Origin of the sequence: Rhodococcus sp. T7 (genome assembly GCF_009872365.1) — a bacterium.
Classification (GTDB): domain Bacteria; phylum Actinomycetota; class Actinomycetes; order Mycobacteriales; family Mycobacteriaceae; genus Rhodococcus_F.
Genome location: NZ_WXYH01000073.1, coordinates 1 through 11,173 on the forward strand (window position 1 = coordinate 1; position 11,173 = coordinate 11,173).

Consider the following 11,173-nt stretch of genomic DNA (forward strand, 5'->3'; position numbering starts at 1 on the left):
GACCTGCGTGAACAGGTCCTGACAGGCGGTGTGGTTGTCCTTGCGGAACCGGGAGATCGTCACGTGGTCGGGGGCGTTCCCGGCGCAGATCACCCGGAACGCCACGTCCTCGGTGCAGGCCCGCTCGATCTGCCGGGACGACCGCATCCCCCGCGACCACGCCCAGATCAGCAGGGTCACCAGCATGTCCGGGTCGTACCCGGCCCGGCCCGCACCGCCGGTGCGACGGGACGCGTGGAACGCCGAGGTGTCGAGATGGGTGTCGACGATCTCGATCACCGTCCACACCGGATGGTTGGCCGGTACCCATTCCCGCATGTCCGGCGGCAACAGGAACTGCTGATCACGATTTACCGGACGATATCCCTTGGCCACCAACACATTATCCAAGAAATCCCAGGCCAGGGCGCCGTGACACGCTGATCAGCCGCCGGGATTTTGCAACAGCCCCCCGGACGTTAACAAGTACTCACGGGCGCGCAGCGCAGATGAACGCGACGCCGGCCCGGCCGATCCGCGTGATCACCACACTGAGCGAACGACTTCCGCGCAGCTTCAGCTTGGGCCGCAGGACCGCGGGATCGACGTCGACGCCGCGCACCAGGATTTCCGCCACACCGCAATCGTGCCGGGCCAGTTCCTGCCGCAGCGACTTCTCCGAATACTTCACCTGATCGAGAATGCGGAAGCCCCGCACACCGTCAGGAACCGAATCGCCGGTGAGATACGCGATCCGGGGGTCGAGCTGCCACAGTCCGTGCCGGGCGGCGTAGTGCCGCACCAGGCCCGCGCGCACGACGGCGCCGTCCGGGTCGACGATCCATTCCCCCGGCGCGCGTTCGGGGATGTCCTCGTCCTCGGCGTCCGTGACCGTCCAGACGGTTCCGTCGGATCCGAGCACGCTCGCCCGCCGCGTGACACCGCCGCCGGACAGTCCCGGCGACCACAGGCAGGCCTCGCGCACACCGCCGTCGAGGGACACCACCTCCACCTCGCCGTCCCAGCCGAGCCGGTCGAAATCGAGTCCGGGAGCGCATTTCACGGCCAGATCGCGTCCGCGGTACGCGTCGATCAGATCGGGCAGCGGCGGCTCCAGCGCGGCGGGGTCGTGCGTGCGCCTGCCGCCGGACCGTCGCGCCGGATCCGCGAGGACGACGGTGCCGCGGGTGCACGGGACGAGCGCGTCGGCGCGCAGAACCGTCGCGCCGGGAACATTGTGCCGCGCCATCAGGAGCCGGACGGGGTCGAGGTCGCTGCCGATCACGGTCGCCGCCGTCCCGACCACCGCGTCGAGTTCGGCACCGATCGAGCAGGTGACGTCGTGGACGTTCCGGTCCGTCAGCCGCGTCGCCCGGTGCGTGGCGACCACACGTGGGGTCGCCTGTTGCAGTGCGTCGTCGGTGAAGAGCCAGTTTTCGGTGCCGGGTAGTTTGGCGGCCGCCTTCCGTCGCAGCAGGACGGTCTCCACCAGCAACGCCACGTGGGAGCCGAAACGCGTACGCGCCCGGCCGATGTCGGCCAGGCGCGTCGACGCGGTCAGTGCGAGGGCGTCCACTTCCGCGAGAGCGGCCGCCCCTTCCTCACTCTGCAGGAACTCCACGTCCCCGGGAGTGAACGCATAGCCCAATTCAGTTGCCGGGCTTCACGCCGGTGATCATGACGTTGTAGAAGAATCCGCGCGGCACGACGTGCCGGAGAAGCTTCTCGTCGACCCAGCTGAGCGTCTTCCATCCGGTGAACGCGAAACGTCCCCAGCCCCAGCCCAGCTTCTCCGGGGGCACCGCGGCCTCGAACGTGCGGACGGGCCACCCGAGCAGAGCGGCGGCGAATTCCTCGGTGGCCGCGTGAACCTGCTCGGCGCCTGCCGACTTCGCGATCTTCTCGAGGTCGCTCGGATCGAACGTGTGGAGGTCGACGACGGCCTCGAGCGCGGCCGCGCGTGAGGACTCGTCCAGTTCCGCCTGGGGGCGACGCCAGTCTGCGAGGAACGGCAACCGGGTGACCCGGGTAGTGGCCTCCCAGGTCGCGCGCCCGAGCCAGCGGGCGTAGAAGTTTCCGATCGTCGTGGGCTCGCCGGCGAACACGAAGCGACCGCCCGGCTTGAGGACGCGGAGGACCTCGCGCAGCGACTGTTCGACGTCCGGAATGTGGTGCAGGACCGCGTGTCCCACGACGAGGTCGAACGTGTCGTCCTCGTACGGGATGGTCTCGGCGTCGGCGACGCGGCCGTCGACGGACAGTCCGAGGCCCTCCGCGTTCCGGAGCGCGACCTTCACCATGCCGGGCGAGAGGTCGGTGACCGAACCGGTCTTCGCGACTCCGCCCTGCATCAGGTTGAGGAGGAAGAATCCGGTGCCGCAGCCCAGTTCGAGCGCCCGCTCGTAGGGCAGGGGCTGATCGCCCGCGACGGCGTCGAAACGTCCGCGCGCGTAGTCGATGCACCGCTCGTCGTACGAGATCGACCACTTCTCGTCGTACGTCTCGGCTTCCCAGTCGTGGTAGAGCACCTGGGCCAGTTTGGTGTCCTTCAGCGCAGCCTCGACCTCTTCGGCGGTGGCGTGCGGATGAGGAGCTGGGTCGTCATGGGCGCTTGCAGTCATGCGGCAAATCCTACTCGCTGGTAAGAGTGAACAGGTTCTAGTTTCGGGCTTCAGACTACTCGCCCGTGAACTGAGCCTTACCCGGGCCGTTCTCGATGAACGACTCCATCCCGACCTTGCGGTCCCGGGTGGCGAACAGCGCGGTGAACAGCTGACGCTCCACCGCCAGGCCGGTGCCCAGGTCGACGTCCAGCCCCCGGTCGACGGCGGCCTTGGCCGCGGCCAGTGCGCGGCCCGCCCCCTTCGTGAACTGCGACGCCCAGGCGCGCGCCGCCTCGTACACGTCGTCCGGCGCCACGACCTCGTCGACCAGACCGATCGCCAGGGCCTCCTCGGCGTCGACGAACCGGCCGGTGAACAGCAGATCCTTGGCCTTGGACGGTCCGATCAGCCGGGCGAGACGCTGGGTGCCACCGCCTCCGGGAATGATGCCGAGCAGGATCTCCGGCACGCCGAGCTTGGCGTTGTCACCCACGATGCGCCGATCGGCCGACAGCGCGACCTCCAGGCCGCCGCCGAGCGCGTACCCCGTGATGGCGGCGACGGTGGGCTTCGGGATCTCGGAGACCGCCGCGAGATCCGACTGCAGGTCACCGATCACGTCGGACATCTGCCCGAACTCCATCTCGGACATTTCCTTCACGTCCGCGCCCGCGGCGAAGACTTTTTCGCCACCGTAGACGATGACGGCCTTCACGTCGGAGTCGACGGTCGCCGCCCGCGCCGCGGCCCGCAACTCCTGCTGGACCTGACGGTTCAGAGCGTTCATCGGGGGGCGCGCGAGCCGGATCGTGCCGATGCCTTCGGATACCTCGAGGGTGACAAACTCAGCCATGAGGCAAAAGGCTACTTGCCTGGCTCCGACCCGGTTTCGCGGCCCGCCCCATCGCGATCAGCCGCGCGACGCCCACGGATGCGGACCGGCTTCGTAGTAACCGTCCTGTCCCGGGAACTCGACGCGGAGCTGCTCCTCGTCCGTGATCAGCGTCGGCAGGATCACCGGAATCTCCGGCTCCGCGGCCAGCACGTCCACGACCGAGCCGAACGCGCTGAGCGCCGTCAGCTGACTCCACGTCGGCGGCAGCAGAATGCTTCCACCGCCCTGCCAGTGCGCGAGCGCCGCGGCCGGACTCTGCCACTGCACCTCCTCCGCCTCGGACGTCGCACCGTCCGCGATCTGGCCCTGCGGTGCGGCGGCCACGAAGAACCTCGTGTCGTAGCGGCGGCCCTCGCCGACCGGCGTGATCCAGTTGGCCCAGGGCCGCAGCAGATCGGCCCGCAGGACGAGGTTCTCGCGTTTCAGGAAGTCGCTGAACGACAGTTCGCGCGTCTCGAGTTGGGTACGTGCCTGCGCGTACCGCGACGTGTCCGCCACGACCGTGTCCGCGCTCGGTCCCGCGAGGAGCACACCGCATTCCTCGAACGTCTCGCGCACCGCCGCGCACACGAGCGCCTTCGCGCGCGCCGCGTCGGTGGAGAACCGCCCGGCCCACCAGTCGACGGACGGTCCCGCCCAGTCGACCTCGGCCTCGGCGTCCGACGGGTCGACGCCGCCGCCGGGGAACACGGTCATTCCGCCGGCGAACGCCATCCCCTTCACCCGGCGGAGGAGGAACACCTCGATGCCGGACGCCGCGGCACCTGCCGCGACGTCACGGATGAGGATGACGGTGGACGCGTCCTTGGGCGCCACGTCGGTACTGTCGCGGGGCGTCTGCTCTTGCTTCGAGACCATGCCTCGGAACCTACGCCGCCGGGTGACGCGCGTCGCAGTCGGTCCCCGGTCCTCAGCCCCGCCGGTGCGCGCCGGGGACGCGGGTCCGCCGCGCGAAGAACCGGCCGTCCACCTTGTCCAGGCTGATGGACTGGCTGAACGCCTCGCTGAGGTTCTCGGCCGTGATGACCTGGTCCAGCAGCCCCTGCGAGACCACCTCGCCCTCCTTGAGGAGCATGGCGTGGGTGAATCCCGGCGGGATCTCCTCGACGTGGTGGGTGATGAGGACCGTCGCGGGGGCGTCGGGGTCGGCGGCCAAGTCGGTGAGACGCGCGACGAGTTCCTCGCGCCCACCGAGGTCCAGACCGGCGGCGGGCTCGTCGAGCAGCAGCAGTTCCGGGTCGGTCATCAGCGCACGGGCGATGAGGACGCGCTTGCGCTCGCCCTCGGACAGCGTGCCGTAGGTGCGCTTGGCGAGGTGTTCGGCGCCGAGGCTCTCGAGCATCTCGACGGCACGGTCGGTGTCCATGTCGTCGTAACGCTCACGCCACCGCCCGAGCACCGCGTAGCCGGCGGAGACGACGAGATCGCTCACGACCTCCTCGGACGGCACCCGGTTGGCGAGCGCCGAGGAGGACAGTCCGATCCGCGGCCGGAGTTCGTTGATGTCGACGCGACCGAGCCGCTCGCCGAGAAGGTAGGCGCTTCCGCTCGTGGGATGCAGTTCGGCGGCCGCGATGCGGAGCAACGACGTCTTCCCTGCCCCGTTCGGTCCGAGGACGACCCACCGTTCGTCGAGTTCCACCTTCCAGGTGACCGGGCCCACCAGAGTGTTGCCCCCGCGGCGGAGGAGAACGTCGTCGAATTCGATGAGGAGATCAGGATCAGGTTCATGCACGGACCCATCTTCCCGCACATCTTCCGGGCATTCACGGCAGGATCAGTTGCGTGTCGCCTCACATCGATCCGCACCCCGGCGAGATGTCCTCCCTCCCGCCGAGTCTGCGGCTGCCCGGGTCGCCGTTTCCCCTGGGAGCGCAAGTGCGTGGCACCGGAACGCAGTTCGCGGTTCACGCCCCCGACGCCGAACTGGTACAGGTGTGCCTGATTTCCGAGGAGGGCGACGAGACCCGGATCGACTTGGTCCAGCGGACGTACGGCATCTGGCACGGCGTCGTCGAGGGTGTCGGCGCGGGGCAGCGCTACGGCTACCGCGTGCACGGTCGCTGGGATCCCGCGCACGGCGTGCGCCTCAACCCCGCCAAACTGCTGCTGGATCCGTGGGCCAAAGGCATCACCGGCGAACTCGGCGACCACGAGGCGCTGCTCTCCCACGACGGCGACCCGTTCGGCGGCCCGTCGCGCATCGACAGCCTGGGCCACACCCCGCTGTCGGTGGTGACGGCCGATCACGCCCGCACGAGCGGACCGCGGATCGAAAGGCCGTGGGAGGAAACCGTTGTCTACGAACTCCACGTGGGGTCGTTCACCGCGCGGCACCCCGACGTGCCGCCGCGGTACCGCGGAACGTATCTGGGCCTGGCCGAACCGGCCGTCGTCGGTCATCTCGTGCGCCTCGGGGTGACCGCGGTCGAACTGCTCCCGGTGCAGGCGTACGTCTCCGAGGCCACCGTGCGCGCCCGGGGCATGCGCAACCACTGGGGATACTCCACCGCCGCGTTCTTCGCCCCGCACCCCGGCTACGCGGTCGTGCCCGGCGAGGAGATCACCGAGTTCCACACCATGGTCGACGCGCTGCACGCCGCGGGGATCGAGGTCGTCCTCGACGTGGTCTACAACCACACCTGCGAGCAGAGCGTGGACGGCATCAGCCTCAGCTGGCGCGGCCTCGACGCCCCCGGCTACTACCTCCTCGACTCCGAGGGGCGCGACATCGATCTCACCGGTTGCGGGAACACCGTCGACGCGCAGTCGCCCGTCGTCGTCCGGATGATCGGCGACAGCCTGCGGTACTGGGCGCACGAGATGGGCGTCGACGGCTTCCGGTTCGACCTCGCGTCCGCGCTCGGCCGGCCCGGCGGCGGCCGATTCGATTCCCGCGCTTCGATCTTCTCCGCGATCACCGCGGATCCCGTCCTCACGCGCTGCAAACTGATCGCCGAACCGTGGGACGCCACCCCCGACGGATACCGGGTCGGGCATTTCGGCTCCCAGTGGTCCGAGTGGAACGACAAGTACCGCAACACCGTTCGGCGGTTCTGGAACGGCCACACCGGGGTGCGCGAACTCGCTTCCCGGGTGGCGGGCTCGGAGGACGTGTTCGGCACCCGGCGCCCCTGGGCTTCCGTCAATTTCGTCACGGCCCACGACGGGTTCACCGCCGCGGACCTCGTGGCGTACACCCGCAAACGCAACGAGGCCAACGGCGAGGACAACCGGGACGGCGCCGATCACAACGACTCCGTCGACCACGGCGTCGAAGGTCCCACGGGCGACCCGGCGGTCACCGAGGCGCGGTCCCGGCACGTCCGCGCGCTGCTCGCTACCCTCGCACTGTCCACCGGCACACCGATGTTCACCGCCGGCGACGAATTCGGTCACACCCTGAGCGGCAACAACAACGCGTACTGCGTCCCCGAAGGCACCCCGCGTGAAGATTCCTGGCCCCTCGACTGGAACGCCGGGGACCCTGGGCTCGTCGCATTCGTCACCCGCGCCCTCGACCTCCGGCGCGCCTCCCCCGCCCTGCGTCAGCCGGAATTCTTCGAGGGCAGGCGCACACCCACCGGCCATCCCGACCTCGTGTGGTTCGGCGCGGACGGCGCCGAGATGGACGATTCGGCGTGGTACGACGACTCCCGGCGCACCTTGCAGGCGTGGATCGACGGTTCGGACATCCGCTCGCACACCGAGGACGGGCACCAGCTCGCCGACGACAGCTGGCTACTCGTGTTCCACTCGGGCGGGCCTGCCGTGATCACCCTGGGGTGCCCCGAGTGGTTCTACGGGACGGTGCTCGCCGAGTTCGACTCGACCTCACCGGACGGCGCGCCGGCACCGGGCGGTCCGATCTCCGGTGACTCCACGATCGCCGTGTCCGGGCCGGCACTGCTCGTCTTCCGCGCGGTCGGGTAGATGCCGCCGAAGCGCATCATCAGCTGGATGAGCGGGCCGATGCCCAGAGCGTAGACCACGGTGCCCACCCCGACGGTGCCGCCGAGCAGCCAGCCGGAGGCCAGCACGGTCACCTCGATCGACGTGCGGATCACCCGCACCGACAGCCCGGTCCGCGCGACCAGACCGGTCATGAGGCCGTCCCGCGGGCCCGGGCCCATTCCCGCACCGATGTACAGCACGGTGGCGAGTGCGTTGAGGACGACACCACCGAGCATCACCGCGATCCGCACGACGAGGGAGTCGGCGGGTTCGAGCAACGCCAGCGACGTGTCCACCGAGACGGCGATGACCACCACGTTGGCGACCGTGCCGAAACCCGGTTTCTGGCGGATCGGGATCCAGAGTGCGAGCACCAGAACGCCGGTCAACGCGGTCACGGCACCGAAACTGAGGGGAGTGCGGCTGGCGACGCCCTGATGGAACACGTCCCACGGGTCGAGCCCGAGACCGGCGGTGATCATCATGGCCATCGAGAAGCCGTACAGCCACAGTCCGGCGAACAGTGCGATCAGGCGTCGAGCGAGCATGACCACCAGTCTGTCGGGAACCCGGGCGGTACTACATAGCCATGGCGGCGTTACTGGACTGTCGACGCGTCGGCCGCGGCTCTCAGGGGCAGGCGATCACGGTCATGGATCCAGGTGCCACCTCGGTGAAGCCGGCGTCGCGCACCGCGATCGCCCTGCCCCGCACCACCTCGATGGTCAGCGTCTCCCACAGCCCGACGTCGGCGTCACGCACGGCGCAGCGGTAGCCGGCGGCCGCCCAGGCGCGTGCCTGCTCGGTGGTCATCGCGCCGGCGAGCAGCATCGACGCGTGGCCGACCTGCGCCGCCGCCTTCCCGACCGTCATGTCCAGGGCGGAGTTGATCCACAGCACCGGAACGCCGTCCGGGATCTCCCCCGGATCGTCGTGGTCGAGGTCGGTGCCGCCGATCTGCAACTTCCTGATGCGCGGATCGAGCGCGCCCACGGCGACCGGCACCAGCGCGCGGGCCTGCGCACCGTCGACGTCGACGGTGATCCCGTCGACCTCCTGCGCCGCCCGCCAGCCTGCTCCCCGCGCCCGCCGCGACACCTTGCGGATCCGGGACCCCACCCACGCGAGGTAGTTCGCCTGCCACGGTCCGGGCGCACCCGTCTCGTCGGTGCCGACGCGCGGGTCGAGGCACAATGCCACCGTCGCGGTCGCGGCGGCCTCCAGCAGCGCACTGCGCGGCGGAGGGTCGGCCTTCGGGATGTGCAGCACGATCGGCATGGCGAGGACCTGAGCCGGGTCGTCCGGATCCGGCCGACCGCCGTATCCGGCCGCGAGGACGGCGTGACGCTCCGCCCACCCGGCATCGGCACCGGCGTCCCCGGTGACCGCGTCGCGGCACGATTCCGTCACGGCAGCGGGACTCGTCGCACCACGCCGTCCACCGCGTCGGCGGCCTCGACCTCGTCGCGGGTGACCCCGAGGATGAACAGCACGGCGTCGAGGAACGGGTGCGACAGGGCGGTGTCCGCGACCTCCCGCAGCGCGGGCTTGGCGTTGAACGCGATTCCCAGGCCGGCCGCGTTGAGCATGTCGATGTCGTTGGCGCCGTCGCCGACCGCCACCGTCTGTTCCATCGGGACGCCGACCTGACCGGCGAACTTGCGCAGCGCGGTTGCCTTCGCGGCCCGGTCGACGATGTCGCCGATCACGCGGCCGGTGAGTTTGCCGTCCACGATCTCGAGCGTGTTGGCCTGCACGAAGTCGAGTTCCAGTTCGTGGGCGAGGCCCTCGATGACCTGCCGGAAACCGCCGGACACCACACCGCAGTGGAAGCCGAGCCTGCGGAGCGTCCGGATGGTGGTGCGGGCGCCCGGTGTCAGCTCGAGCCCGTCCGCGACGTCGTCGATCACGGACGCGTCGAGGCCGGCGAGGGTCGCGACGCGCTGGTGCAGGGATTCGGTGAAGTCGATCTCGCCGCGCATCGCCGACTCGGTGACGGCGCGCACCTCGTCCTCCACTCCGGCCCGGGCGGCGAGCATCTCGATGACCTCACCCTGGACGAGCGTCGAGTCGACATCGAACACGATGAGCCGCTTGGCGCGGCGGGCCAGTCCCCCGCGTTCGACCGCGATGTCGACGTTCTCCCGCACGGCCACCTCGGCCAGCACAGTGCGCAGGCTCTTGTCCGCCTCTGCCGTGCCGGGAGCGGACACCAGGAGTTCGAGTCCCGTCACCGGGTAGTCGGCGACCCCGCGGATCGAGTCGATGTTGACCCCGAGGGTCGCCATCTCCCGGGCCACCGAACGCAGCGCGCGAGCCGACACCGGGCTACCGAGGACCACCACAGCATGGGTGGAGAGTGACTGCCTGCCGGGATCCGCACCGATCTCGACGTCCACCGACATCCCGACGGTGGCCATCGCCTCTTCGAGTTCCTCCTGCAGCGCTTCCCCGTTCTCGGGGCACGCCACGAGGACACCGAGGGTCAGTCGCCCACGAATCACCACCTGCTCCACGTCGAGAAGGCTCACGTCGTGGCGGGAGAGCGACCCGAAGAGCACCGAGGTGACGCCGGGTCGGTCGGGGCCCGTCACGGTCACCAGGACAGTGGTGTCAGCTGCACCCACCGATGTACTCCGATCATGTTGCTCGCGCGGCTTGTCCGGCACCATTGTGCCAAGTGAAAGGCCCCGCCCGTTGCTGGGGCGGGGCCTTTCCGAAACGTGCTGTGTCAGCGACCGGTGTCGGTTCCGGGGTCGCCTTCGTCGCCGACGGTCAGCGGCTCGTGCCGTTCCTTCTCGAGCACGGTGCTGGCGTGCTTGCCACCGTGACCCGGTCCGACGTGCGCCTCGGCCTTCATCCGCTCGACCATGTGCGGGTAGTGCAGCTCGAACGCGGGGCGCTCGGAGCGGATGCGCGGCAGCTCCGTGAAGTTGTGCCGCGGCGGCGGGCAACTGGTGGCCCACTCGAGCGAGTTGCCGTAACCCCACGGGTCGTCGACGGTGACGACCTCGCCGTACCGGTAGCTCTTGAAGACGTTCCAGATGAACGGCAGCGTCGAGGCACCGAGGACGAACGCGAAGATCGTCGAGAAGGAGTTCAGGAACGTGAACCCGTCCGAGGGCAGGTAGTCGGCGTAGCGACGCGGCATACCTTCGTTACCCAGCCAGTGCTGGACGAGGAACGTGCCGTGGAAGCCGATGAACGTGGTCCAGAAGTGCCACTTGCCGAGACGCTCGTCCATCATGCGACCGGTCATCTTCGGGAACCAGAAGTAGATGCCCGCGTAGGTGGCGAACACGACGGTGCCGAAGACCACGTAGTGGAAGTGGGCGACCACGAAGTAGGTGTCCGTGACGTGGAAGTCCAGCGGCGGGCTCGCGAGGATGACGCCCGACAGACCACCGAAGAGGAACGTGATGAGGAAGCCGATCGAGAACAGCATCGGCGACTCGAACGTCAACTGACCCTTCCACATGGTGCCGATCCAGTTGAAGATCTTCACACCCGTCGGGACGGCGATCAGGAACGTCATGAACGAGAAGTACGGGAGCAGTACGGCGCCGGTGGCGTACATGTGGTGCGCCCACACCGCGATGGAGAGCGCGGCGATCGCCAGCGTCGCGTAGACCAGGCCGCTGTAACCGAACACGGGCTTACGGCTGAAGACCGGGAAGATCTCCGAGACGATGCCGAAGAACGGCAGCGCGATGATGTACACCTCGGGGTGACCGAAGAACCA

Annotated in this window: 10 protein-coding genes and 1 pseudogene; 1 reads left to right on the top strand and 10 read right to left on the bottom strand. The window is 69.2% G+C overall.

Going from position 1 to position 11,173, the window contains the following annotated elements:
- The 6 genes from MLGJGCBP_RS09815 to MLGJGCBP_RS09840 all read right to left on the bottom strand — a co-directional run.
- The coding region (locus tag MLGJGCBP_RS09815) for a transposase (RefSeq protein WP_201453011.1) at nt 1-381 on the bottom strand (381 nt) is incomplete at its 3' end.
- 88 nt (nt 382-469) lie between these two features.
- Complete coding sequence (locus tag MLGJGCBP_RS09820) at nt 470-1,627, bottom strand: THUMP-like domain-containing protein (RefSeq protein WP_160095151.1); 1,158 nt, start codon at nt 1,625-1,627, stop codon at nt 470-472.
- A 1-nt stretch (nt 1,628) separates the two neighbouring features.
- Complete coding sequence (locus MLGJGCBP_RS09825) at nt 1,629-2,600, bottom strand: class I SAM-dependent methyltransferase (RefSeq protein WP_160095153.1); 972 nt, start codon at nt 2,598-2,600, stop codon at nt 1,629-1,631.
- A 55-nt stretch (nt 2,601-2,655) separates the two neighbouring features.
- The gene (locus tag MLGJGCBP_RS09830; RefSeq protein ID WP_160095155.1) at nt 2,656-3,435 is read right to left on the bottom strand and encodes an enoyl-CoA hydratase/isomerase family protein; all 780 of its coding nucleotides are present in this window, start codon (nt 3,433-3,435) and stop codon (nt 2,656-2,658) included.
- A gap of 57 nt (nt 3,436-3,492) precedes the next feature.
- The gene (locus MLGJGCBP_RS09835) at nt 3,493-4,335 is read right to left on the bottom strand and encodes an NUDIX hydrolase (RefSeq protein ID WP_160095157.1); all 843 of its coding nucleotides are present in this window, start codon (nt 4,333-4,335) and stop codon (nt 3,493-3,495) included.
- 52 nt (nt 4,336-4,387) lie between these two features.
- Entirely contained in the window at nt 4,388-5,212 is an 825-nt protein-coding gene (locus MLGJGCBP_RS09840) for an ABC transporter ATP-binding protein (RefSeq protein WP_160095159.1), read from the bottom strand.
- A 50-nt stretch (nt 5,213-5,262) separates the two neighbouring features.
- Here MLGJGCBP_RS09840 and glgX point away from each other — a divergent pair, with 50 nt between their 5' ends.
- Nucleotides 5,263-7,410, top strand: coding sequence for a glycogen debranching protein GlgX (glgX, locus tag MLGJGCBP_RS09845; RefSeq protein WP_160095161.1), 2,148 nt, complete (start codon nt 5,263-5,265; stop codon nt 7,408-7,410).
- A gap of 71 nt (nt 7,411-7,481) precedes the next feature.
- Here the strand turns inward: glgX and yczE are convergent.
- The 4 genes and pseudogenes from yczE to MLGJGCBP_RS09860 form a co-directional block, all read right to left on the bottom strand.
- A pseudogene (gene yczE / locus MLGJGCBP_RS54240) lies at nt 7,482-7,979 on the bottom strand (membrane protein YczE); the annotation flags it as partial.
- Between the two features lie 82 nt (nt 7,980-8,061).
- A complete protein-coding gene (locus tag MLGJGCBP_RS09850) occupies nt 8,062-8,841 on the bottom strand; it encodes an aminoacyl-tRNA hydrolase (RefSeq protein ID WP_160095163.1) in 780 nt (259 codons plus the stop codon).
- Nucleotides 8,838-10,058 carry a phosphoserine phosphatase SerB gene (serB, locus tag MLGJGCBP_RS09855; protein WP_015890195.1) on the bottom strand — a complete coding sequence of 407 codons (1,221 nt, stop codon included), beginning with the start codon at nt 10,056-10,058 and terminating at the stop codon, nt 8,838-8,840. Before serB ends, MLGJGCBP_RS09850 begins: the two co-directional genes overlap by 4 nt.
- A gap of 104 nt (nt 10,059-10,162) precedes the next feature.
- Nucleotides 10,163-11,173 (bottom strand): cytochrome c oxidase subunit I (locus MLGJGCBP_RS09860; protein ID WP_201453010.1); only part of this gene is annotated, 1,011 nt, incomplete at its 5' end.

What these genes read in the sequence shown, in the direction of transcription:
- MLGJGCBP_RS09825 (WP_160095153.1), bottom strand. Translation starts at nt 2,600, where the DNA reads ATGACTGCAAGCGCCCATGACGACCCAGCTCCTCATCCGCACGCCACC.
- MLGJGCBP_RS09830 (WP_160095155.1), bottom strand. Translation starts at nt 3,435, where the DNA reads ATGGCTGAGTTTGTCACCCTCGAGGTATCCGAAGGCATCGGCACGATC.
- MLGJGCBP_RS09835 (WP_160095157.1), bottom strand. Translation starts at nt 4,335, where the DNA reads ATGGTCTCGAAGCAAGAGCAGACGCCCCGCGACAGTACCGACGTGGCG.